Source organism: Streptomyces sp. NPDC052064 (assembly GCF_055585925.1).
Window position 1 is genome coordinate 455071 of the sequence record NZ_JBVJJE010000002.1, and the last position, 24011, is coordinate 479081.

Below are 24011 nucleotides of genomic sequence, written 5' to 3' on the forward strand. Positions count from 1 at the left end.
GGTGACGTGCAGGCCCGCTCCCGTGTTCTCCGGTGGCCTGGCCCGGTCAGTCCCGGCGAGTCGCGCGCCCACTCGCGGTAGGAGGCGTCGCCGAAGATCTGGTGACCGGCCTTGGCCACGGTCGCGGTCGAGTCAGCTCCGTGGTCCACATGAGGTCGTCCAGCTGCCAGTCGGTGAGCTGATGTCGTATGTGATCGCGGGCTTGGCCCGCGGCGACCGGATCCTCGGGAAGCTCCACGGTCAACTAGGGTGCGAACGTGCGCTCCCAGGCGTCACGTCGGAGTACGTACGCCCAGGTCAGAGGCTATCCGGCCCCCCAAGCGCCGTCACTTCCCAAGCCGAGAGCCCGAGTGCGGATCTCGTCACCTGTTGCATCCGGCCGTCAGGATGTCATCCGTCGCTCGAGCGGTTCGAAGGTGATGTGCGGGGCCAGCGCCCGGAGGAAGTCGGCCGCGTCGAAGATCTGGCCCGCGGAGGCCACGCCCGTCGTGTGGGTGCGGCCCGTGAGGATGCGGTCGATCGCCTCCACCGCCAGCGGTGCGGTGACGGCGTAGATGTCCTGGCCGGTTGCCACGGCGCGGCGTTCGGTGTCGCCGGAGCGTACGACGGCCTCGACGAGGAAGGTCTGGTGGGAGCGTCCGGTCTCGTCGGTCGCGGTCGGTGCCGGGGTGTCCGGGGACGAGAGGTCGCCTGCCGCTTCGGTCGTCATGTGGGTGCGAACCTCGGGGATGGAGAGGTGGCTGGGGATCGTGACCACGTCGGCCATCGTGAACTCCCCGATGACCTCCCTGGTGCCCATCGGGTCGGGGAAGGGCCACTTCAGGAGGGTGGGTTCGGCGTCGTGGTAGTCCAGCCGGCCGTTCGTGAAGCGGACACGCCGGCCGGAACGCCGCTCGCGGGAGACCGTGCCCGCGGTGCGTGTCCCGGGAGTGGGGTGCCAACCGCTCAGTCCGTAGGCGACGGTCGCCTCGTCGGCCGTCGTCCAGTCGCCCATCGCGGCGGTGGTCAGGAGGTCGCCCAGGCCGCCGTAGAAGGCCATCGCGGGGACGATCACCGCTCCCGCCTCCCGGGCGCGGTCCGCGAAGTGCGTGAACGTGTCGACGTTGGCCTCGATCTCGGCTGCCACGTCCACATAGGGGATTCCGGCGCGCAGGGCCGCCTCGATCACGGGCGCGGCGGTCAGCGCGAAGGGACCGGCGCAGTTGATCACGGCGGCCGCGCCGTCCAGGGCGCGGTCGAGGGAGGCGGGGTCGTCGACCGAGGCCTGGCGGACCTCCAGGCCGGGGGCGGATGCCGCAAGCGCCCGCAGCTTGCCCTCGTCGCGGCCGGCGAGGACCGGGACGAACCCGCGATCCCGCAGCTCAGCCACCACGAAGCGTCCCGTGTGGCCGTACGCCCCGTACACCGTCACCGTCTGTCCCGTTCCCGTTCCCGTTCCCGTTCCCGTTCCCATGGGTTCTCCCCCGTTGAGTGCTCACGTCATCCGCTGCGAGCTGGTACGGACATCCTGGCCACCGTGGGCCGCACACCGTGAGTGTCCGGAACGACGTACCCCGTACAGTTCCGGACATGAGTACTGTCGCGCTCGCCGTCACGGACGGGATGCTGCACTTCGAACTGTCCCTGGCTTATGAGGTGTTCGGCTCGGCTCCGGTGGGCGTGGGCGTCCCCTGGTACGACGTCCGGGTCTGCGGGGTGGACGCCGTGCGGGTCGGGCGGTTCCGGCTGGAGCCCGACCGGGGGCTCGACCGGCTCCGGGATGCGGACACCGTGATCGTCCCCGGCTGGGCGGACACCGACGTGGACCCGCCCGCCGAGCTCGTCGGCGCCGTGCGTGCGGCCCACGAGGCGGGTGCGCGTGTGGCCTCCCTGTGCACCGGCGCGTTCGTGCTGGCCGCCGCCGGCCTGCTGGACGGCAAACGCGCGACCACGCACTGGGCGCACACCGAGGCGCTGGCCGCCCGCCACCCGCGGGTGGCGGTCGATCCGGACGTGCTCTACGTGGACAACGGCAGCGTGCTGACCTCGGCCGGCAAGGCCGCCGCGATGGACCTGTGCCTGCACCTGGTCCGTCTCGACCACGGCTCGTCCGTCGCCAACGCCGTGGCCCGCCGCCTGGTCGTGCCGCCGCACCGGGCCGGTGGCCAGGCCCAGTTCGTCGCCGCCCCGGTGCCCACCCGGGACGACCACCCGCTCGCCGCGCTGTTGCCGTGGGCGAGCGAGCGTCTCGACCAGCCGCTCACCGTGGAGGATCTGGCGCGCCGGGCGGGAATGAGCTCGCGCCATCTGGGCCGCCTCTTCAGGGCGGTGACCGGCACCACTCCGCTGCAGTGGCTGCTGACCCAACGGATACGCCGTGCGCAGGAGTTGCTGGAGACCACGGACGACGTGGTCGACGCCATCGCGGCGGCCACCGGCATGGGCACCGCCGCGACGCTGCGCCGCCACTTCAACCGCACGGTCGGTGTGCCTCCGGACACCTACCGCCGGACCTTCCGCTCGACGCCCGGACCCACCCGGCCGGCAGTGGAGTAACTCCGGTCACACAGTGAACGCACAGCCGCTGTTCCTCCTCTTGCACAGCGAACCCCCCAACCGAGAGGAACGTGCTGTGCGTTCACGTACGCGGATACGTACATGTAGACCTTCGCGCCTGTACCCGGTCGGGTCGGTCGTCCTGGCTCTCGCCGCCGCGGGATCCGTGATGGCGGGGCCGGCCGGCTCCGCCTCCGCCGCCGAGACGGGCGGCGTCGCCGATCTGCGGGCGGATGTGAACCGCGACGGACGGGTCGATGTCACGGGCGGCACCGACAAGGCCGGTGAGAACAGCTGGTCCGTCGGGCGCGGAGCCGTCTACCTGCCCAACATCGACGACGACGGCAAGCGGTGCCCGGTGACCGGGCCGGGCGGCAAACCGCTGTCGAACGCCAAGCTGGCCGCGTGCAACGACGGCTCCGACGCGAAGGTCAACGGCAGTGCGGACGCCGCCGACCTCGCCCGGGTCCGTTCCGTCCCCATGCCGGGTCTGAGCAAGGATGCCAAGGGCAGTCTGAAGGTCACCACGGGAGGCAAGCACGTTCGCCTCTTCCTCAAGCGTTCCGGCAAGTGGATCCCGGTGACGTCCAAGACCCGGCTCTCCGCCGCCGAGTTGCGTTCCGGTGCGGAGCTCGGTGTCGAGGGCACCGATGTCGTCCGGGACAGCGCGAAGTGGGACGGCCGTGCGGTGGTCCGGCTGACGGTGACGTCCGCGGGCGAGTCCACCTCCGACTCGGTGACCCTCCGCGTCGCTCCGCTGCTGACCCAGCACCACCTCCAGAACGCGCAGCAGCTGATGGTGACCAAGATCCGCGGGGCGGGCGAATACGGGAAGTTGCAGCGGAAGTTCGTCAAGGAACTGGGCGACGAGGTCAAGAAGGCCGGTGTCACCAAGCCGCTGATCACCTTCGAGAAGTACGGGGACCCCTGGGCCCAGGACTTCGTCGAACCGGCCTACGTCAGCATGACCGGGCCGGGCGGTCAGCGACACGTGATGCGCGTGATGCTGCGTTCCGCCCAGCTGGACCGGGACGCGGGCCGGGAGCTGTTCGAGAAGGTGCGCGGCCGGGACGTCGGTGTGGTGCAGGTGACCGACCGGGCCGAGCCCGACGACTGGTCGCTCAACTCCATGGGGAACCTGGAGACCATCCCGCCCTACGCGCACGGCGGGCGCTCCTTCCCGGCCGGGCGGATCATCATGGGTGAGCGCAAGGACAGCGGGGCGCGGCCCTCCAAGGTGATGCGGACGATGCTCAAGTCGCAGGGGCTGCAGGATCCGCTGCTGCTGGACACCTCCTGGCTGGGCGTGGGGCACGTCGACGAGTTCGTGCAGTTCCTGCCCGCCGACACCCCGCGCGGCTGGCGCCTCGGTGTCGCCGACCCGGAGGCGGGGCTGCAACTGCTGCGCGACGCCAAGCGCGACGGTCACGGCAAGACGAAGATGTTCTCCGTCCCGGGCCGGAGTGACAGTCCGGCGCCCAAGGAGACCATCGACCAGGCGCTCGCCTCCAAGCATCTGGTGGCCGACAACGAGATGGCCGCCCGGCGCATCGCGGCCAACCTGGAGATCCTGAAGCGGGAGACGGGTGTCACCGACGGGGAGATCGTGCGGGTGCCCGCGCTGTACACCCGCGAGTCGGAGGTGATGACCGCCGCCGGCGACGAGATTCCCGTACCGCGTCTGACGCGCATGGGCGCCGGGTCCGGCCTCGTGGACAGCCTCGGGGACCGCGGCCAGCAGAAGTGGCTCGCCGAGAACCCTGCCGGCTCGCGTGCGGGAGCTGCGGCGACGGTGATGACCAGCGCGTACGTTCCCGGAGCGGTCAACGGCGTGCTCCTGGGACGCGACCGCTACCTCGCCCCGCGCCAGTGGGGGCCCGTCATCGGCGGCAAGGACATCTTCACGCAGGCCGTCAACGCCGCTTACCAGCGGGTCGGCCTGAAGGTGTCGTACATCGACGACTGGTACACGTACCACCTCGGCATGGGCGAGGTGCACTGCGGCACCAACACCCTGCGCGACGCGACGGCCGCGTGGTGGCAGCGGCCGGTGGGGTGAGCTGTAACGGCGGGTAGGCGGCGGGCGGTTCGGGCCCGTCGGCCCGGGGCGGCGGAACCGGACGGTCAGGAGCGGTACGGTCCGTCGCCCCGCCCGGGTGCCAGTCGGCGGTAGGCCGCGCGGGCGTGGGCGACGCGGGCCAGGGCCGTGCCGACGAGCGTGGCGGTGAGCAGGCAGGCCAGCCATGTCGTGTCGCGGGGGCCGGCCCAGGTGAGGGTACCCGCGGGCGGGATGGCGAAGCCGTTGAGGAACAGCCAGCACAGGACGGCCGTTCCGGGGGCCGCCGTGAAGCGTGCGCACAGGCCGAGCACCGCGGCCAGCACGGACAGCGCGAGCAGGGCCAGTCCCGGACGGCCCGTCCCCACCAGGGTGTTGAGGACTGCCACCAGCACCAGCGCGCCGCCGAACGCCCCGGCCCACACCAGCGGTGTCGCCACGGGCCTCGGAACGGGCCTGGCTCCCGTGCCCAGCGGTCTCCACTCGATCATGCCGGTGCTTCCTTCCCCGAGGGTGCTCGTCAGGGTCCCACTCACAGCTGTTCAGTGAAACACTCGAACCGGACAGTCGGGCGACGCCGCCAAGCATGACGAAACCCCAGGTCCAAGACCTGGGGTTGCTTCGTCCGGACCGGCATCACACGAACGCGCTCCGGCCCGTGACCGCCTTGCCGACGATCAGGGTGTTCATCTCGCGGGTGCCCTCGAAGGAGTAGATCGCCTCGGCGTCGGCGAAGAAGCGGGCGATGTCGTGCTCCAGCAGGATTCCGTTGCCGCCGAAGATCTCCCGGCTCCAGGCCACGACCTCCCGCATCCGCGCGGTGACGAACGCCTTGGCCAGGGAGGAGTGTTCGTCGCGGAAGACACCGGCGTCCTGCAAGCGGGCGAGCTGCACCAGCATGCCCCACGAGGCGGTGATGTTGCCCAGGCTCTTGACCAGCAGGTCCTGCACGAGCTGGAAACCGCCGATCGGACGGCCGAACTGACGGCGTTCCCGGGCGTAGTCGAGGGCCAGTTCGTAGGCGCCGGCCATGACGCCCAGCGCCTGCCAGGCCACCCCGCCGCGCGTGGCGCGCAGGATCTCGGCGACGTCGCGGAAGGAGTTGATGTTCTGCAGGCGGTTCGCCTCCGGTACCCGGACGTCGGTCAGGGTGATCTCGGCGTTCTCGACGATACGGAAGGCGATCTTGCCCTCGATCTTCGCCGGTTCGAAGCCGGGTGTGCCCTTCTCGACGACGAAGCCCTTGACGTGGTTGTCGTCGACGTCCCGCGCCCACACCACGACGTAGTCGGCGAAGGTCGCGTTGCCGATCCACTTCTTGGCGCCGTTCAGGACCCAGGTGTCGCCCTCGCGCCGGGCGGTGGTGCGCATGCCGCCCGCGACGTCGGAGCCGCCGAGCGGCTCGGTCATGGCGAACGCGCCGATCTTGTCCATCGCCGCCATCCCGGGCAGCCAGCGGTCGCGCTGTTCCTGGTCGCCGCCGGAGTGGACGGAGTACATCGCGAGGCCGTTGTGGACGCCGAAGAACGTCGCCACCGAGGCGTCGGTGCGGCTCAGTTCCATCGCCAGCATGCCGCTGAGCAGGTTGGAGACGGCGGGGCGGTGCTCGCCGTAGCCCTCGTAGGGCAGGCCGGCGAGGCCGCTGTCGCGGAAGATGCCGATGAGCTCCCGGGGGAACTCGCCCTTGGCCCAGTTGGCGTTGACCAGCGGCTTGATCTCGTCGCGCAGGAGGGCGCGGGCCTTGAGGAGGATCTTGCGCTCCTCGTCCGGCAGCAGCGTCTCGTAGGCGTAGAAGTCCGCGGTGAGCTGGTCTTCGAGCGCTTCCTTGGTGGTGGTCATCTCAGTTCTCCTCCTTGTCGGCGCTGTCCAGGGCGGACAGGACAGCGAGTTGCCTGCGGTCGCGCGTCCCGGTGAGTTCCGAGTACGTGGAGGAGCCGTAGGCCTTTTCCACGGCTGCGATGAGCCGTTCCTGTTGGTCGTGGTTCTGCGACGGGGTGCCGAGGCCCGCCCACATCCGCTTCATCGAGGCGCCGATGTGCTCGGCCATGTGCCGGTAGCCGCCGGGGCCGCCGCCCAGGTGCGAGCCGAGGAACGGCCCGACCGTGGCCCAGCGCAGCCCCAGCGAGTTGGTCATCACCGTGTCGAGTTCCTCGGGCGTCACCACGCCCTGTTCGACGAGGTACACGGCCTCGCGGCTGAGCGCGTTCTGGAGCCGGTTCCCGACGAAGCCGGGGATCTCCTTGCGCTCGACGACCGGGGTGCGGCCGACCGAGGTGTAGAAGTCCACCGCGGCCCGCACGGCGTCCTCGCCCGTGCGCTCGCCGGGCACGACCTCGACGAGCGGGACCAGGTGCGGCGGGTTGAAGGGGTGGCCGATCAGGACGCGGGCGGCGTCGTCGTCCGCCAGCTCCTTGGTGAACGCGGTCGACGGGATGGCCGACGAGGAGCTGAGCAGCAGCGCGTGGCCGGGTGCTTCCCTGGCCAGGGTGGCGAACAGGTCCTGCTTGAACTCGACACGCTCGGGGCCGTTCTCCTGTACGACGTCCGCGTCCCGGACCGCCTCGGTGGCGTCGGCCGCGATGTGCACCCGGTCGGCGAGGCCCGTCACGTCCAGGCCACGGGCGGCCAGGTGCGGGGCGGACTGCGCCAGGGCCTCGTCCACGGCCTCGGCGAGGTCCGGTCGCGGGTCGCTCACCCGGACCGTGAGGCCGTGCGCGGCGAACAGTGCCGTCCAGGACAGTCCGATGGTCCCGGCGCCGATCACCGCGGCCGTACGGAAGGTGCGGGTCATGACGCGGCTCCCTTCAGGTAGTCGTGGACCGGCTCGGCGCCGGACAGCGTCAGGTCGGTGAGGATGTGGCTGGCGGAGACGATCTGGAGCACCGGCAGGTCGGCCAGCGGGGCGAGCACGTGCTGGAACAGCTGGAGCCGGGCGGGGCCGGTCCACGCCTCCTTGACGGTGACGTCGGTGATGCGCGTGCGGACGAGTTCCTGCACCCGCGGCGAACCGTCGTAGCCGGGAATGGTCTTGAGCATGAAGGTCGGCACGGTGATCTGCGCCCGGGCCTCCTGCCGGTCCAGCTCGTGGTGCTTGTAGCCCATGGTCGCGGTGGCGACCCGCAGGCTGCCGTGATCCAGGGTGCCGACGAGCGCGCCGGAGTCGACGGTGAGCGACGGGGAGCCGAGCGCCTTCGGGTAGGCGGAGACCTCACGGCCGGAGGCGGTCGCCGGGAAGTTGTCGAGGTACATCGCGTGCAGGTATTCGCCGTGCTCGCCCTCGAAGCTGACGGGGATCGCCTGGCCGGACTCCGTGTAGGGGCCGTATCCGCTGACGTCGCCCATCTTCATGACCTCGAACCGGACCAGGGGTTCACCGATCCGCAGCGGTTCGGGGACGACGGCCCGCAGTGCGTCGGGGTCGGTGCGGTAGACGACGTTGAGGTACTCCCGGTCGGTGAACCGCGGGACCGTCGGCGCGAACGCCGGGCTGGTGAGCGGGGTGGTGACGTGCTGACGTACGTCCTCGGCCTTCATACCGGCCTCACCGCCCCGTCCACCGCGCGGGGCGGCGCTCGGCGAAGGCGGTCATGCCCTCGCGTACGTCCGCGGAGGCCATCAGGGTCTTCATCTCTCCGCGCTGGAAGGCGAAGGCGTCGGCGTCGGGCGCACCGTCGGCGGCGCGGACGACGCGCTTGACGGCCGCCAGCGCGAGCGGGGCGTTCTCCGCGAGCCGTTCGGCCAGCCGGAGCGCCTCGGCGACGGCCTGGCCGGTGGCGGTGACCCGGTTGGCCAGGCCCAGTTCGCCGGCACGGCGGCCGTCGACGGGCTCGCCGGTCAGCAGGAGTTCCATGGCCAGGTGGTGCGGGATGCGCTTGGGCAGCCGGATCACGCCACCGCCCGCGGCGATCAGCCCGCGCTTGACCTCGGGAAGCCCGAACCGGGCGTCCTCGGCCGCGACGATCAGGTCGCAGGCCAGGGCGAGTTCGAAGCCGCCGCCCATGGCATAGCCCTCCACGGCGGCGATCAGGGGCTTGGCCGGCTCGGCCTCGGTCAGGCCGCCGAAGCCGCGGCCTTCGATCTCGGGCGACTCTCCGCGCAGCGCGGCCTTGAGGTCCATGCCGGCGCTGAACGTGCCGCCCTCGCCGGTCAGGACGCCGGCCCGCAGCTCGGGGTCGGCCTCCAGTTCGTCCAGTGCGGCGGTCAGGCCGGTGGCGACCGCGGCGTTCACGGCGTTGCGGGCCTCGGGGCGGTCGAGGGTGATCAGCAGGGTGGAGCCGATCCGTTCGGTGCGTACGGGAGTTGTGGGGGTGCTCATGGCTGTCCTCCTGTGACGGTCAGCGGGCGGCGGCGTCGAGCTCGGCGAGGACGTCCTCGGTGTCCTGGCCGGCGACCGGCGCCAGGCGGCGGATCGAGCCGGGCGTCGCGGAGAAGCGCAGCGGGATGCCGATCGTGCGGACGGTGCCCTCGGTCGGGTGCTCGACGGTGTCGAGCAGGTGGCCGTCGCGGACGTAGGGGTCCTCGTGGGCGCTGTCCAGTTCCAGCACCGGGGCCATCGGGATGCTGTGCTTCGCGCACACCTCCGCCCACTCCTCGGTGGTCAGTGCCGGGGCGCACTCGCCGATCAGCGCGGCCAGGTCCTCGTGGTCGGCACTGTCGACGGCGTCCCCGCCCACCCGCGGGTCCTCGGCGAGGTCCGGGCGTCCGGCGGCGGTGAAGAAGTCCCGGTAGTTCTGCGGGTTGTACGGGATGACGCAGGCCAGGCCGTCCTTGGTGCGCACCGCCTTGTGGCCCTTGAGCATCGACAGCGGGAAGCCGGTGGAGCCGGTCTCGGGCACGTGGGTGTGTCCCGCCAGGTGCTCGACCAGGTTGAACGCGATGAGGGTGTCCGTCATCGGGATCTCGACGAGCTGGCCCTGCCCGGTCCTGTTCCGGTGCAGCAGGGCGGCGAGCACGCTGTAGGCGATGGTCAGGGAGGAGACCTTGTCGCCGATGATGGTCGGCAGGTAGACGGGCTCGCCCAGCGCGCGGTCGGCGATGTCGACCAGGCCGGACGCGGCCTGCACGGTCTCGTCGTAGGCGGCGTTGCCGGCCCGGTCCGAGTCGCTGCGGAAGCCCTGGGCGTGCGCGTAGACGAGCCCCGGGTTGCGGGCGGCGATGTCGTCGTAGGACAGGCCGAGGCGGTGCAGTGCGCCCGGCCGCATGTTGGTGATCAGCACGTCCGCGGTGTCGATCAGCCGCAGCGCCCGCTCCCGGTCCGTGTCCTCCTTGAGGTTGAGGGCCACGCTGCGCTTGTTGCGGTTGACGTTGAGGTTCAGCGGGGTCATGCCCGGCGTGGTGCGGTAGTGGCCCACGCGCACGGTGTCGGCGGGCGACTCGATCTTGATCACGTCGGCGCCCAGGTCGCCGAGGATCTGTGCCGCGTAGGGGCCCATCACCACGGTCGACAGGTCGATCACGCGGATACCTTCCAGGGGGCCGGTGGCGGTGTCCGTGATGTCCGTCATCGCTTTTCCTTCAACTCCTCGCTTCGCCATGTGTGTGTATCTGGAAACTAAGTTAGCAAGGAGGGGATGGAGAACGGAAACGAATGGAGTGACCAATTGACGAAAGGCGGTATGACCGCAGTGGTCATGCCGCCTTGATGAATGCTTTTTGAATGCCTGGTCGGGTCAGGCTCGGAGTGGCTCGGCGAAGACCTCGCGGGCGACGGTGACGACTTCCTCCAGGTCACCGCCGTGCGCACGGTCCTTGCGCCACACCAGGCCGGTCTCCAACCGGGGATGGAAATCCGAGAAGGGAAGGACGGTCACATTGTCGAGACGGTGATTCTGCACGGGGCTTCGCGGATCCAGCATGGAAATGGAGAATGCCAGGCCACTGGACACTATCTCGGAAACCCCGTCGAAAGTCGCGCTGCCGATCTCGATGCGTTTCTTGATGCCGAGCTCGGCCAGCTGCTGGTCGAGGCCGCGGAAATACGCGTTGGTCACGGCCGTGGGCGAGCCCGCGTAGGCGAGCCCGGACAGCTCCGCCAGGGCGATCGACTCCCGCCCCGAGAATCGGTCCCTGGGCACGACCGCGCCGAGCCGCTCCGACATCACCGGCAGCTGCTCCAGGGCCGGGTCGCCGCCGACCGGCAGCCGGGCGAGGGTGAGCGCCAGTCTGCCGTCGCACACCGCGTCGACCAGACGCTCGGTGCCGCCCGGCCAGCGTTTGATCTCGAACCGGTCGCTGACCCGCTCGGCGAGGGCGTCCATCCGTATCCGCAGGTCCGGATGGATGCCGCTGGGAACACCGAGCAGCAGGGTGGTCCGCCGCGGCCGGGCCGTCTCGTCCAGCCGCCACTGGATGGAGTCGACCTGCTCCAGGACACCGTGGGCGATCGGCAGCAGCGCACTGCCGGCCGGAGTGAGCCGCACATGATGGGTGTCGCGGTCGAACAGCCGGTGTCCGAGTTCGTTCTCGAGATCCTTGATCCGCCTGCTCAACGGGGACGCCGCCATGTGCAGTTTGCGGGCCGCGGTGGAGAAATTCAGTTCTTGGGCGACGGCGACGAAATAGCGCAGGTGCAGGAGCTCCACGCGGTTCACCCTAACCGGTGCGGCCGACGGTACTGGGGGCTGCGGGGCCGGAGAGCTCCTTCTCCAGCAGTGTGAAGGACTTGGGCGCCCCGCCCGGCTGCGGCTTGCCCTCCTTGTGGCCCACGACGCGGTAACCGGCGTGCCGGTAGTAGGCGTTGAGCTGTGCGTTGCCCGCCAGGCAGTCCAGGCGGACCCGGGTCCGTCCGGCCTCGGCCACCCGGCGTTCCGCGGCATCCAGCAGCAGCCGCCCGGTGCCGGGCGCGGTGGTGCTCCGGTCCACCATGAGCCGGTGCACGTACCCGGCCACGGGCGGCTGCGGCCCCCAAGCGGCCTCGTCCTCCCACCACAGCTCCCAGGCTCCGGCGACGCGCCCGCCGGCCTCCGCGAGCCAGACCTCGCCGTGTGCCATGACCTGGCGGAAGTGGTCTTCGTCCAGTTCCCCCGGCCGCCATTGCCCGGTGATGCCGCGGGCCAGCATCCAGCGGGCCGCGTCGTCGCGGAGGCGGACGAGGGTGGCCAGATCGGCCTCGGTGACCGGGCGGACGCGTAGATCATTCACGCGGGGATCGTCGCACAACCGTCCGACGACGATCCCTCAGGACCGCTGCCGCTCACATCGAGGGCGGCAAGACGCTCCCTAGACCACGCAGGCGAGCGGCACGTAGCCCTTGATGCCTCGGTACGAGATGTGGTGCCAGCGGTTGTCGTCGTCCCAGCCGCAGAGCGAGTAGGTGCCGGCCAGGTCGACCGAGCACTTCAGGAGCTTGGCCTTCTTGCCCTTGGGCAGCAGGCCCAGGGCGGTGGAGTTGAGCTTCTTCGACTTGCGGATCTTCACGCTCTCGTGTGCCTTGACGTAGTCCCCTCCGGCACAGGCGCGGGCCGCGGCCTTCGTCGTGGTGCTCTGTGTCGAGGCCGACGCCGCGGTGGCGCCGAAGGTCCCGGCGACGAAGGCCGCCGTGGCGAGGACCGTGGTTACGGTGAGACCCCGTCGCTTCAGTGACTTCACATGTTCCTCCGTGCTCGCATTGCGGGCGGTGTGTCAGCGGGCCGGAGGTACACGCCCGTCTTCCGCAACGACCGAACAGCGAGCAGCCGGAACCAAGGACAGGCCGCTCACGCAATGCACCCCCGTGCCACGCGGCGCGCGAACGCGCGCGCTCGTCGTGATCTTCGCATGCCGTCGAGCACGTGATCGGCCGGCTCCACCACTCCCTCACAACAACCCGGGGACTGCCCCACTGCCCCACTGCCGCGCGAATGCGGGCGGAGCAGGGCGTGCGGACCGGGCCGCAGGGTTCCGTCCGCTCGCGCGGGCGGCGGTCGGTGTGACCGCCGCCCGCGCGTGCGTCAGGAGTCCTCGATGGTGATGAAGGGATCCCACTGGAAGTAGCCCTTCAACTGGCGGTGACGGTCCAGGATCTGGAAGTAGAAGTGGTAGACGACCTTGCCGGGCTGTTTGACGGTCGTGCGCCAGTAGTGGTCCTGGTACCGCTGGGTCTCGAACTCCGGCCTGCCCTCGGTGCCCTCCTTGGGCAGCGGGTAGATGCCGCTGACCACCTCGATCTCCGGCGTCCTGATGAGCCGGTGCTGGCTGTCGCTGCTCACGTACCGGTAGAGCAGTGCCTTGTACTCGCTGCCGAGCGACAGGGTCGTCTCACGCCACTTGATGCTGTCCCCGGGTTCGGCGCGCAGGTTCAGCTCGGCGCCCGACGTGCCGACGATGTGGTCGTGGCGGGTGGTCATGTAGATCAGGCGCGGGTCGACCTGCGTGGGCGCGTCGGGGTTGCGTGACGCGTTGGGGTTCTGTTCGACGATCGTGGCCGCGTCGAACGAGATCAGTACGTTGAGTTCAGCCATGTCTTTCCCCCTTCGGGTACGGGACTCACCTGGTGTGGGAGGGCTTCGGCACCTTGTATGCCATCGCCCGCGGGTAGTCGTGGCGGTGCAGTCGGACGCGGACCAGGAGCGGTCCGGCGTTGAGCGGGTCGGCCGGGTCGGTGAGGCGGTCCAGGAGGTCGTCGAGTTCCGCGGTGTGCGCGACGGTGACGCCGTGCGCCGGGGTGTGCTTGCCGGCGAAGACGTCCGCGAGGCGGTCGTAGTGCCAGGGGTGGAGGACGTTGTAGAAGTCCGGGTCGGCGGCGTCCTCGTCCGCGTAGTACCGCGGATGCACCAGCATCTGCTCGACGCCGTAGAAGTGGCCGTTGTCCATGACGAACACCACCGACCGCAGCCCGTGCCTGGTGTGCGTGGAGAGTTCCTGGCAGGTCTCCTGGAAGGCGCCGTCGCCGACGAACACCATCGGACGGGCCTCGCCGCGCTCGGGGGCGAACGCGGCGCCGGTGGCCGCGGCGACCGACCAGCCGATGGACAGCCAGCTGACCTGCGACAGGAACCCGCCCGCCGGCAGGGACAGGTTCATCGAGCCGATGAGGGAGAACGCGGCGTCGGAGACGACCGTCCAGTCCTCCCGCGTCTCGTGGTTCAGGAAGTGGTTGAGCCGGTCGAACACGGTGTCGTAGGTGAGGCGTGGGCCGGCACCGTGCCGGGCTGCCGAACCGGCGGCGCGGAGCGAGGCGCGGTGGTGTCCGAGGGCCGCGGGGCGGTCGCCGAGCGGTCCGTGGTGGGCGTAGGACTCCGCGTAGTAGTCGGCGGCCAGGCCTCCCGAGCCGTACGCCTTCACCAGCGCGTCCTGGAGGGCGGGCAGCAACTGTGTGAGCTGGACGTCGGGGAAGTAGGAGGTGCCGACGCTGACGCCGCCGTGCGCGGCCATCACCCAGTCGCCGCCGACACACTGCTCCCCGCCGAGATTCTTCGACGTGGACCAGGCGCCGAGCCCGATGCGGCAGGTGGCCCAGTCCTTGAACACGGCGTGCACGTCCGGGTGGCTGGCGCCGCCGTTGTAGACGCCGTGGAACTGCGGCAGGTCCTCGTCGACGACGGCCTTGGCGCCGACGGTGGTGCAGAACGGCACACCCGTCGCCTCCACCAGGTCGGTGAGCTGCCCGCCGAGGCGGAACCGGTCGATCTCCTCGCCGGCCCAGACGATCGGGCGGGGCCTGCCGTCCGTGCCGGGATGCTCCTCGACCAGAGTGAGGACCGCCTGCACGGCCTTGTCCAGCATGGGCTGGTTGCGCGCGCTGAACGGCCGCTCCCGGGGAACGATCGGCCCCTCCGGCTCGGGGCAGGGCTCGTCCCAGAGGTCCTCCATGACCTCCAGGTAGACCGGCCGGCGTTCGGAGAGGCACGCGGTGAGCGCGGCGTCGATCTGGCCGGGGGCGAGACCCGGGTTGGAGATGACCTGGGCGTCCACGGTGACCTGCCGGTAGACGTCCAGGTTGCTCTCCGGGCGGGGGCTCATGTGCGAGGTGAGCAGGCCGACGGCCCGGTAGTTCTGCCACTGCTCGTAGGGCGGGGAGGCGTTGACGGCGACGAGCGGGACCTGTTCGACGTAGGCGCCTCCGCATGCGTTGAGCAGGTTGAACGCGCCGACGCTGTAGGTGACCGCGGCCGCTCCGATGCCGTGGATACGGGCGTAGGCGTCGGCGGCCTGGCCCGCCCCGCCCTCGGTGGGAGTGCCGACCCACTCGATGTCGCCCTCGGCCCGCAGGGTCGTCAGGAACGGGCCGAGGTGGTTGCCGGGAACGCCGAAGAGGTGGGTGATGCCCAGCTCGGCCAGGCGCAGGGCGAGGTAGCGGGCGACCGTGCACCCGGGTTCGATCGCGATCACCAGTGGCCCCCGTCCCGGTCCGCGCCCGGGGTGGTGACCGGCGGGGCCTGGTGGACGGCGAGGGCCGCACGCACGGCGCTCTCCAGGGCGCCCTCGATCCAGGCGTGTTTGAGGGAGGTGTGCTCTCCGGCGAAGTGCACGGGGCCTTCGGGCCGGGAGACGTCCAGGTGGAAGCTGGTCATCTGGTGCGCGGTGTAGATGGCGGCCTCGCCGAAGGCGTACGGGTCGCGGGCCCAGCTCTTGGTGGCGCCGCGTCCGGTGAAGAACACCTCGATGCGGCGGCCGTGCAGGGCCTGGAGGTTGCGCAGGGCGTAGACGTAGCGTTCCGCGCCGCGCATGGAGTCCCAGCGGGCGGCGTCGTCGGACCAGCAGTACGAGGCGAGCACGACGCCGCCGGTGCTGCCCTCGACCCGGTGCGACGGGTAGTACATGAACCGGTTGGGGTTGTCGGTGGCCGATCCTCCTCCGAAGCAGTGGGTGGCGGGGCGGAGCGCGGGGCCGCGCAGCGGCAGGGTGCTGTTGAGCTGCCGCATCTCCTCGGTGACGCTGCTGTCCTTGACGGCGGCCGCCAGCAGGTCGGTGCCCGACTCCGAGAGCGAGAGGGCGGTGTCGGTGCCGGTGTCCACCTGGCCGCCCAGCCGGTAGTACTCGTACAGGCCGGGTGCGATGCGGTCGAGCTCCTCGCGCCAGTCGTCCTCGGTGAACTCCCACCACCGGTGGCTGAACTCCAGCAGCACCTTGGTGGCCTGGTCGTAGTGGGTCTCGATGATCGCGCGGCGCTTCTTGTACGACATCGACGGGACGATCTCCACGAAGCGCAGCGCGGAGAACGGGATCGTGACGATCGCCAGATCGGCCGTCCACAGGCGCGGCGGGGCCTGTGGATCGTTCTCGGCGACGGTCTGCACGGCCACGCCCCACCCGTCGGGTCCGACCGCGCCGGTGCCCTCGGGGTCGGTGTCGCGGCTGGGGTCGTGGAACTCCAGGCGGATCATGCGGTGGCCGAGCCGCACCTCGTCGCGCAGGCCCTGGTGCAGCGCGTGGGGCAGGCGCCAGCTGCCGCCGGGTACCTCCCAGTAGCGGACGCCGGGGTTGATGTCGCTGCGGCTCAGGAAGCTGTGGAAGAACGAGAGATGCAGCCGCGAGGACATGTTCTCCAGCGTGCCGACGGCCTCGATCGCCTCGTCGCTGAGTCCGGCGTGGTCGCGCAGGAAGCCGCCCATCGAGTAGCCGTCGAAGTCGCGGATCACCCGCGCCCAGCCCTCGACCCACTCCTCGAGGGGCTTGTTGACGCGCTTGCCGTCGACGACGTCGGAGTAGTAGTCGCGCACGCTCTCCAGCGCGTCGTCGACCATCTTCACGACGGGGGCGCGGACCTCGTCGTCGGTGAGGTGGAAGCCCTCGTTGATCCGCTCGGGACCGGCGGCGTAGTCGGCGCGCCGCACCTGGGTGCGGTTGGCGCGGATCCAGGAGTTGCCGCGCTTGTCGGGTTCGCGGAAGTCGGGGCTGTCGTCGCCGTAGGTCCAGGTGCGGCCGGTGAAGGAGGTGTACGTCACCGGGGGCACGGGGACGTCGGGGCCGCTGCCTGTGCCGGGGGCCACGTCCACGTTGTAGAACTGGCGGCGGCCGAGCCCGAGTTTGTCGACCAGGGCGAGGACGAGCGGGTGGAAGTCGGGCAGCCGCATGGCCCCGGCCTCGGCGTACTGGGCCGGGTCGTCGAAGGGCTGGTGGTGTTTGGTGGCGCGGAAGGTCTTGATGCGTCCGCCGACCCGGCTGGCGTTCGCTTCCAGGACGGTGACGTCGTGTCCGGCGTCCTTGAGCAGCCGGCCGGCGACGAGACCGGTGATGCCGGCGCCGATGACGAGGATCTTCTTGCGCGGGTGATGGGTGGGGCCGAGGCGGCCCGTGTCTATCAGGGTGTGCAGATAGCCGAGTTTGAGGTCGGTGCCGTCCGGCCCGACGAGGAGGAGTTCGCGGGCGAGCCTGAGGCAGGTCTGCCAGCGGGCACGGGTGGCCGAGTCGTCCCGAGGTAAGTCGGTCATAGCTGCCGATCGTAGATATGCCGAAACGATTTCGCGGTTTCACTCGCACATAAAGTCCGGAAATCAGCGATCGCGTCACCTGACGGGATTTCGACTTGCTCGAATTCCTTTGCGAAATACGGGAGATTCACCAGGGGCGGAAGGTAAAGGGGGCGCGAGAAAATCCCATCACCAATTCACTTACGGAATGCAGAAATCCTCGGGCCCCCGGCGCCGCCGGACGATCACGCGGGTTCGGGAACCCGGCGGTGGCCCGCGAGGACGACGAGTGCGCCGACGACGGCCAGGGCCGTCAGGACGGTGCCGAAGACGGTCGCCCCGGTGGGCAGTCCCACCGCGTCCATGAGGTAGCCCGTGGACACCGGCAGGAGGCCGGCCGGGAGGTAACCGCCCACGTTCAGAGCGGCGTTGGCCTCGGCGAGCCGCTGCGGCGGGACAGCGGAGTTGAGCAGCGAGAGGCCGCCGAGCTGGCCCATGCCCTGGCCGGCCCCGGCGAGCAGGGCGGAAGCGACGAGCAGGGGGACCGACGAGGCGTGCACGGCGCTGATCAGCGCGGCCATGCTGAGGACGGTGCTGATCGCACCGGCGGTCAGGATGGTGATCCGGCGCAGTGTCCGCACCGCGAACTGGACGCCTGTGGCGGCGAGGAACATGACGAACGCCATGGCCCCGGAGACGATCCGGCTGGTGGTGCCCAGCAGTTCGGCCAGCAGCGTGGGGCCGAGCGACAGCACGAAGGACGTGGCGGTGATGCCGGGTGCGAACACCGCGATGCCCAGGGCGAGATGAACGCCGTTGCCGTGCGGCACGCCGGGCACGCGCGCCCAGGCGCCCTTCCCGGACGGGTCGGGACGGCGTACGGGCATGCGCAGCACGGCGAGGACGGCCGTGGCGAGCAGGACCGCCTCGACGACGAAGACGGTCACGGTGGGCGCCGGAAGCGTCTCGGACAGCACGCCGGCGAGCAGCGGACCGAGGCCGGCCCCGAAGACCATCGCGCAGGAGGCGAGCAGCGCGGCCAGCCGCCTGCGCTCCGGGCCCGCCACGTCCGTCACGGCGGCCATGCCCGCGGAGACGACGGCGCCGACGGCGATCCCGGTGAACAGCCGGGCGACGACCAGCGCGGTGACCGTCGTGGCCGTCGCGAAGATCGCGCAGGCGGCCAGGGCGAGGGCGAGCGCGGGCAGCAGCACGGGCTTGCGTCCCAGCCGGTCGGAGACGACACCCGAGACGAGCAGCGAGCCGAGCAGCCCGACGATGTAGAGCGCGAAGACGACGGTCAGGGTGCCCTTGGAGAACCCGATGTCGCGCTGCCACAGTACGTACAGCGGCGTCGCGGCGTTGGACAGCACGAAGACGGCGGTGACCGGCCACGCGGCCAGCCACACCCACCAGGTGGGGGTACGGGTTGCGGCCTGACTTTCCGACATGGTTGGTCCCTCCGGTGAGCTCAGTACGAGTTTTTTCGAACCTAGCATGCAGTACGATGAAACTCGTACAAGCGATTCGGATGACAGGGAGCTGCCCATGTCCGCGACGGCTCACGACGTGCCGGTCATCAAGGTGCTGCCCGAGCCGGAGAGCCTGCCGGAACCGCTGCCCGAACCGGCGGTCGAGGAACTGCGCCTGGAAACGGTGCTGGGCGCGCTGAGCGACCCCTTGCGCCTGACGATCGTGCGCAAGCTCCTCCTGGAGTCGGAGGCGTTCGACCACTCCTGCGGCTGGTTCGGCCTCGACCGCCCCAAGTCGTCCCTCACCCACCACTTCAAGGCACTGCGCGAGGCCGGTGTCACGCGCCAGCGCCAGTACGGCCTGGAACGCCGCAGCCACGTCCGCGTGGCCGACCTCGACGCCCGCTTCCCCGGCCTCCTGGAGCTGGTGGCGGCGTGGACTCAGGACACGCCGTGAACTGAGGCGAGGACCGCCACCGACGACCGCCCGGACGCGTTGTTCAGGCTGCGGACCGGGTGGCCGAACAATCCGTGCCGCGACTGAACTGGGCTCGCCGGGAAGGTCCGCAACACGGAGAGGGGTCGTCGGATGGACAGGAGCAGGGGCGTCGCGGTCGTGGTCGCCGGGCTGGTGCTGGCCGTCGGGGGTTGTGGGGAGGGCGGGACGGACGAGAAGGCCGCCGAGTCGTCGGCCGAGCCGAAGCCGACTCGGTCGCCGTCGTCGTCGCCGTCGTCCGAACTCGTGGAGTGGGTCGGCGACATGTGCGAGTCGACGGTCGCGCTCCAGAACCTGCGGAAGGAGAGCGCCGCGGATCTGAAGGAGATCCGGGACTCTGACGACGAAACCGGGATGTTCGCCCACGCCCGCGCCCTCGGTTACCTCTCCACGACACCGGCGGACGTGGAGACCGTGGCCGACGGCCTGGAGGCCCTCGGCCCGTCGGGCGTTCCCGCGGCCGACCGGCTGCGCGACGCCCTGCGGAAGAAGGTGAGGAGTGTCGCGAACGAGCTCGAAGCCCAGTCACCCGCGGTGGGCCTCGAGTACGCCGAGAGCACCGCCGCGGACGTCGACAAGCAGGTCCAGTCCCTCACCCCGCCCGAGCCGGACCTGCCCGCGCTGGCCAAGAAGGTTCCACGGCTCGCGGCGGCGTACGAGCAGGCCGAGCAGTGCGCGCCGGGCTGGAAGCCCGACGGGTCGTCCGGGGAGGGCGACTCGCCCGCGCCCGACCCCACCGGCCCGCTGCCCAAGGCGGCGGACGGGAAGAACTACCGGGCCTGCTCGGACGGTGCGTGCGAGGTGCTTGTGACCTCCACGGCGGACATCACGGCGAAGGGCACGAAGGTGCACGTCATCGTGGCCGACGACTCCGTCACCTTCCAGTCGGGGGGCACCCTGATGCAACTCGGCGGCGCGGGCGGCGAGGCCGGCTTCGGCGGCGCCCTGAAGGCGACCGTCGTGGCGCACAACAAGGACGGTGCCGTACTGAAGTTCGCCCTGCCCTAGGGAGACGGCGACGGAAACACGTTCGATCACGGCGGAGGCCGGTCGTTCACCGCCCCGTGGAGGTGAGACGCCCCTGGCAGGCCTCCCGGTAGCCGAGCTGCGGCAGGTACTCCTGCCAGTCGGCCCGGGTCAGGACCCCGCCGGTGTGCTCGCAGACGTACTCCGCCGCGCGGTCCGCGTCCAGGGTCCACACCCGGGCCGTCAGGTCGTAGCCGGCGGAGGCGAGGGCGTCGCCGCGCGGACTGAACGCAACGGTGGTGACGGTGTCGAGATGGCCGGTGAGTTCCTGGCCGGCCGGCTCGGCACGGGCCGGGTCGGACACGTCCCACAGGCGGACCGTGTGGTCGCCGCTGCCGGTCGCCAGCGTCTTTCCGTCCGGGGCGAAGGACAAGGCTCTGACCGCCGCGCGGTGTCCGGTCAGCTCCTCCCCCGCCGGGCGCGCGCGGTCGCCCCGTTCGACGCCCCGCACGTCCCACAGCCGCACCGTACGGTCGTCGCTGCCCGTCGCCAGTGTCCTGCCGTCCGGGGCGAAGGCCACCGCTTCGACCGACTCCTCGTGTCCGGTGAGGGCGACGCCCGCGGGCCGGGCCCGGGCGCCGTCGCCGTTCACGTGCCACAGGCGGGCCGTGGCGTCCTCGGCGCCGGTGGCCAGGAGGCGGCCGTCGGGGGCGAAGGCCACGGAGGTGACGGCGTCCGTGTGGCCGCGCAGCGGTGCGCCGAGCGGCTGTGCGCGGTCCGGGCGGCGTACGTCCCACAGCCGTACCGTGTCGTCCGCGCCACCGGTGGCCAGGGTGCGGCCGTCCGGCGCGAACGCGACGGCGTGAGCTCCCCCGTCGTGGGCGCGCAGGGGTGTTCCGAGCGGGGCGGGGCGGTCGGGCGTGGAGACGTCCCACAGGCGTACGGTGCCGTCCGCGGAGCCGCTGACCGCCGTACGACCGTCCGGCGCGAACGCGACGGCGAGCACCCGGTCTTCGTGCGTGAGCGGCCGCGGCAGCCGGCGCGGGCGGTCCGGGCGGCGTACGTCCCACAGGCGGACCAGGCCGTCGTCGGTGCTGGCGGCGGCGAGCAGGCGGCCGTCGGGGCTGTATGCGACGGCGGTCACCGGGTTGGTGAAGTCGGTGAGGACGGTCGGCGGCCGGTGCCAGAGCAGGACGCCGCCGTCGGCGCCGATGCTGGCGAGGGTACGGCCGTCGGGGCTGAAGGCCACCTCCCACACGGGCTCCGTGTGCCCGGTCAGCGGCTCCCCGAGCTGCTGCGGATAGGCGGGGTTGGCCACGTTCCACAGGAGGGGCGCGTCGTCCTCGCCCGCGCTCGCCAGGGTCTCCCCGTCGGGGCTGAACGCGACCGACATGACGGGCGCGGTGTGCCCGGCGAGCGGTTCGCCCAGTGACGTGAGCCGGCCCGGGCGGGACGCCTCCCACAGCCGTACGGTCTCGTCGAAGCCGGCGGTGGCCAGCGTGCGGCCGTCGGGTGAGAAGGCCAGTGTCCAGACCGGGTCGGTGTGGGCGCGCAGGGCCTTGCCCAGCGGTGCGATCCCGTCGTTCTCGCCGTACCGCCACATCCGGACGGTACCGTCGTAGCCCGCCGTCGCCAGGGTGTTCCCGTCCGGGGCGAAGGCGACCGCGCGGACGCTGCGGTGCTCCGAGTCGTCGGCCGCGGCGGGCTTGCCGAGCGGCGTGGGGCGGGCCGGGTCGGTCAGCTCCCACAGGCGTACGGTGCCGTCGTCGCCGGCCGTGGCCAGCGTGCGGCCGTCGGGGGCGAAGGCGACGGAGACGATGTTCTCCCCGTCGTGGCTCACCAGCGGGCGGCCGAGGGTGCGGGGGTGCTCCCGGTCACGCACGTCCCACAGGCGGATGGCACCGCCTTCGCCGGTGGCCGCCAGTAGGTCCCGGTCCGCCGGTGCGAACGCGACCGCGCCGACCTGGTCCGTCCCCAGTCGGAGCGGTTCGCCCAGGGCCCTGCCGCCCGTGTCCCACAGCCGGACCGTGCCGTCGTGGCCGCCGGCGGCCAGGGTGCGGCCGTCGGGCGCGTACGCCACGGAGCTGCCGACCCCGTCGTGGCCGGTCAGCCGGGTGGCGAGGACCCGGCCCGCGTCCGAGGCCAGCCGGGTCCGCAGGTCCGGGGTGGAGCGCATGCGGTATGCGGCCACGTCGAGCCGGGCGGCCAGCCCGGCGTGGGTGTCGCGGACCCGGTCGGCCTCGGCGGTGAGCCCGCCGAACACGGCAGCGTCCCGTTCGGCCTGTGCGGTGGCGCGGGCCTGGAGGGCGACGACGGCGGTGCCGGTGGCGAGCAGGGCGAGGGCGGCGAGTACGGCCACGACCGTGCGGCGCAGAAGCGCGGCGCGGTGCCGGCGGCGGAGCGAGGTGGTGAGGAACCGCCGTTCCATCGGGGTCAGTTCGTCACTGCCGGGTGCGGCGCCGTCCGCGGGGAAGGCGTCACGGGCGGCGGACAGCCGGGAGCCGGCGTAGAGCGCGGCGTTCTCCTGTCCGAGGTCCTGCCAGGTGCGGGCCGCCTCGGAGAGCGCGCGGTGGACGCGCAGCCGGTCGCGTTCGGCGTCGATCCAGGCGCGCAGGCGGGGCCAGGCGGTGATGAGCGCCTCGTGGGCGAGGTCGGCGGTGCCGTCGTCGAAGATGATCAGGCGGGCCCGGGCGAGGCGTTCCAGGACCACCCGGGTGTCGGCGGGGTTGCCGAAGTCGAGTTCCGCGTGGTCGGTGGGGCGGCGCGTGTCGGCGGTCCCTCCCCCAAGCTCTCGGCTTCGCTCGAGCAGAGGGGACCCCCATCCGGGCGCGACGAGGCGCAGCAGGATGCGGCGGGCCAACTCCGCTTGCGGTTCCGTCAGTTCGCCGTACACCTGCTCGGCCGTCCGTACGACGGCACCGTGCAGTCCGCCGGCCGCATCGTACGCGGTCTCGGTCAGGGCCCGGCCGCTGCGGTGGCGCCAGGTCTCCAGCAGGGCGTGCGACATCAGAGGCAGTCCGCCGGGGGCGTCCTCGACCTCGTCCAGGAGGCGGTCGGTCAGGGAGCGTTCGACGATCAGTCCGGCCGCGGTGGCCGGGCGGACGATGGCCTCCCGCAGTTCCGCCCGGCTCATCGGCCCGGCGAGCAGCGTGGCGTCCTGCAACGCGGCGGTGAGGCGGGGGTGTTCGGCGCACCGGCCGAGGAAGTCGGCCCGCACCGCGATGACGACGCGCAGCCCGCTGCCGGCGGTGGTGGCGGCGACGAGGCGATCGATGAAGGTGTCGCGGTCGGCCGGGTCGACGCCGAGGGTGTACAGCTCCTCGAACTGGTCGACGATCAGCCAGGTGTCGGCGTCGGTGTCCGGTACGGGTTCCAGCCTCTCGGCGTGCGTGCGCAGCGGATGCGCACCTGGGGTGAGGATCCGTACGGCCGCGGGCGGCACGTCAGCGTCGTCGGCCGCCCGCAGCCGGGGGATCAGGCCCGCCCGCAGCAGCGATGACTTGCCGCTGCCGGAGGGGCCGAAGACGGCCGTGAAGCGGTGCTTGCGGTTCAGCTCGGTGAGCCGCTCCACGAGCTGGTCCCGTCCGAAGAACAGGTCGGCGTCGCCCGGTTCGAACCGGGTCAGGCCCCGGTAGGGCGGCCGGGCGGTGTCGTCGGCGGCGGTCTCGGCGGCCAGTTCGCCCGACGCCTCGCGCCAGCGCCGCTCCCACTCGGCGAGGTCGCCGCCGCACGCCTTGACGTAGGCGAGCGTCACCGCCCGGGTGGGCAGCTGCTTGCCCGCCGCCGCCTGCGACAGCGTGGTCACCCCGTACCGCGCCCGCCGGGCCATCTCCCGGTACGTGGGCCTGCCCGCGGACTCGCGCAGCGCACGCAGCCCGGCGGCGAACCGCTGCACCGGCCCGGCCTCCGGATCCAGCTCGCCCTCGGCGCGACCCGGCCCTGATTGTCCCGGCACGTGCGTGCCCCCCCCTCGTCCGCCCTCCCTTGACCATCGACCGTATCGCCGTACGGGACACGGCCTTTCACTTGTTCCTTACGAGGAGACTGCTCCTTCGTCGTGCCCGCATGGGCCGCAAACACGGGCGGGACATCCGCCCGGCCCACCCCGCGCACACCACGATGGACTGCGCCGACTGCGCTGCGAGAACCGAGCACTC

At 71.5% G+C, this 24011-nt stretch carries 19 protein-coding genes; 4 read left to right on the forward strand and 15 right to left on the reverse strand.

Annotation, left to right across the window (positions count from 1 at the left end; translation table 11 throughout):
* Positions 1-382 precede the first annotated feature (382 nt).
* Positions 383-1453, reverse strand: coding sequence for a saccharopine dehydrogenase family protein (locus ACZ6TU_RS06725; RefSeq protein WP_469547140.1), 1071 nt, complete (start codon positions 1451-1453; stop codon positions 383-385).
* A 116-nt stretch (positions 1454-1569) separates the two neighbouring features.
* On the opposite strand from ACZ6TU_RS06725, the gene ACZ6TU_RS06730 reads away from it, so the two are divergent.
* Both ACZ6TU_RS06730 and ACZ6TU_RS06735 read left to right on the forward strand, forming a co-directional pair.
* Positions 1570-2535 carry a helix-turn-helix domain-containing protein gene (locus ACZ6TU_RS06730; RefSeq protein ID WP_469547142.1) on the forward strand — a complete coding sequence of 322 codons (966 nt, stop codon included), beginning with the start codon at positions 1570-1572 and terminating at the stop codon, positions 2533-2535.
* 169 nt (positions 2536-2704) lie between these two features.
* On the forward strand, positions 2705-4594 hold the full coding sequence (locus tag ACZ6TU_RS06735; protein WP_469547144.1) for a protein-arginine deiminase domain-containing protein: 1890 nt from the start codon (positions 2705-2707) through the stop codon (positions 4592-4594).
* 65 nt (positions 4595-4659) lie between these two features.
* Here ACZ6TU_RS06735 and ACZ6TU_RS06740 read toward each other — a convergent pair whose 3' ends face one another.
* The 13 genes from ACZ6TU_RS06740 to ACZ6TU_RS06800 all read right to left on the reverse strand — a co-directional run bounded on the left by ACZ6TU_RS06740 (position 4660) and on the right by ACZ6TU_RS06800 (position 18371).
* Positions 4660-5082, reverse strand: coding sequence for a hypothetical protein (locus ACZ6TU_RS06740; protein ID WP_469547146.1), 423 nt, complete (start codon positions 5080-5082; stop codon positions 4660-4662).
* A 145-nt stretch (positions 5083-5227) separates the two neighbouring features.
* Positions 5228-6430: an acyl-CoA dehydrogenase family protein gene (locus ACZ6TU_RS06745; protein ID WP_467674479.1), complete on the reverse strand. Its 1203-nt coding sequence runs from the start codon at positions 6428-6430 to the stop codon at positions 5228-5230.
* A gap of 1 nt (position 6431) precedes the next feature.
* The gene (locus tag ACZ6TU_RS06750) at positions 6432-7382 is read right to left on the reverse strand and encodes a 3-hydroxyacyl-CoA dehydrogenase NAD-binding domain-containing protein (RefSeq protein WP_469547148.1); all 951 of its coding nucleotides are present in this window, start codon (positions 7380-7382) and stop codon (positions 6432-6434) included.
* Positions 7379-8125 (reverse strand): acetoacetate decarboxylase, encoded by a 747-nt coding sequence (locus ACZ6TU_RS06755; RefSeq protein WP_467674475.1) that lies wholly within the window; start codon positions 8123-8125, stop codon positions 7379-7381. Before ACZ6TU_RS06755 ends, ACZ6TU_RS06750 begins: the two co-directional genes overlap by 4 nt.
* A 7-nt stretch (positions 8126-8132) precedes the next feature.
* Entirely contained in the window at positions 8133-8906 is a 774-nt protein-coding gene (locus ACZ6TU_RS06760) for a crotonase/enoyl-CoA hydratase family protein (protein ID WP_467674473.1), read from the reverse strand.
* Between the two features lie 19 nt (positions 8907-8925).
* Positions 8926-10095 carry a CaiB/BaiF CoA transferase family protein gene (locus tag ACZ6TU_RS06765; RefSeq protein ID WP_467674471.1) on the reverse strand — a complete coding sequence of 390 codons (1170 nt, stop codon included), beginning with the start codon at positions 10093-10095 and terminating at the stop codon, positions 8926-8928.
* Positions 10096-10260: 165 nt separating this feature from the next.
* The gene (locus tag ACZ6TU_RS06770) at positions 10261-11172 is read right to left on the reverse strand and encodes a LysR family transcriptional regulator (RefSeq protein WP_469547151.1); all 912 of its coding nucleotides are present in this window, start codon (positions 11170-11172) and stop codon (positions 10261-10263) included.
* A 10-nt stretch (positions 11173-11182) separates the two neighbouring features.
* A complete protein-coding gene (locus tag ACZ6TU_RS06775; RefSeq protein WP_469547153.1) occupies positions 11183-11731 on the reverse strand; it encodes a GNAT family N-acetyltransferase in 549 nt (182 codons plus the stop codon).
* Between the two features lie 78 nt (positions 11732-11809).
* On the reverse strand, positions 11810-12178 hold the full coding sequence (locus ACZ6TU_RS06780; RefSeq protein ID WP_469547155.1) for a hypothetical protein: 369 nt from the start codon (positions 12176-12178) through the stop codon (positions 11810-11812).
* A 341-nt stretch (positions 12179-12519) separates the two neighbouring features.
* Positions 12520-13029: an inclusion body family protein gene (locus tag ACZ6TU_RS06785; RefSeq protein WP_338781416.1), complete on the reverse strand. Its 510-nt coding sequence runs from the start codon at positions 13027-13029 to the stop codon at positions 12520-12522.
* Between the two features lie 25 nt (positions 13030-13054).
* On the reverse strand, positions 13055-14899 hold the full coding sequence (locus ACZ6TU_RS06790) for a thiamine pyrophosphate-binding protein (protein ID WP_469547158.1): 1845 nt from the start codon (positions 14897-14899) through the stop codon (positions 13055-13057).
* Positions 14896-16941, reverse strand: coding sequence for a flavin monoamine oxidase family protein (locus tag ACZ6TU_RS06795; protein WP_469547160.1), 2046 nt, complete (start codon positions 16939-16941; stop codon positions 14896-14898). The genes ACZ6TU_RS06790 and ACZ6TU_RS06795 overlap by 4 nt, the downstream gene beginning before the upstream one ends.
* 224 nt (positions 16942-17165) lie before the next feature.
* Positions 17166-18371 (reverse strand): MFS transporter, encoded by a 1206-nt coding sequence (locus ACZ6TU_RS06800; protein WP_469547162.1) that lies wholly within the window; start codon positions 18369-18371, stop codon positions 17166-17168.
* Positions 18372-18468: 97 nt separating this feature from the next.
* On the opposite strand from ACZ6TU_RS06800, the gene ACZ6TU_RS06805 reads away from it, so the two are divergent.
* Positions 18469-18849 carry an ArsR/SmtB family transcription factor gene (locus ACZ6TU_RS06805; protein WP_467674457.1) on the forward strand — a complete coding sequence of 127 codons (381 nt, stop codon included), beginning with the start codon at positions 18469-18471 and terminating at the stop codon, positions 18847-18849.
* Positions 18850-18981: 132 nt separating this feature from the next.
* Positions 18982-19896, forward strand: a complete 915-nt coding sequence (locus ACZ6TU_RS06810) for a hypothetical protein (protein ID WP_469547164.1) — start codon at positions 18982-18984, stop codon at positions 19894-19896.
* Between the two features lie 46 nt (positions 19897-19942).
* On the opposite strand, the gene ACZ6TU_RS06815 is transcribed toward ACZ6TU_RS06810, so the two are convergent.
* Positions 19943-23809: an nSTAND1 domain-containing NTPase gene (locus ACZ6TU_RS06815; protein ID WP_469547166.1), complete on the reverse strand. Its 3867-nt coding sequence runs from the start codon at positions 23807-23809 to the stop codon at positions 19943-19945.
* Between the last annotated feature and the right edge of the window lie 202 nt (positions 23810-24011).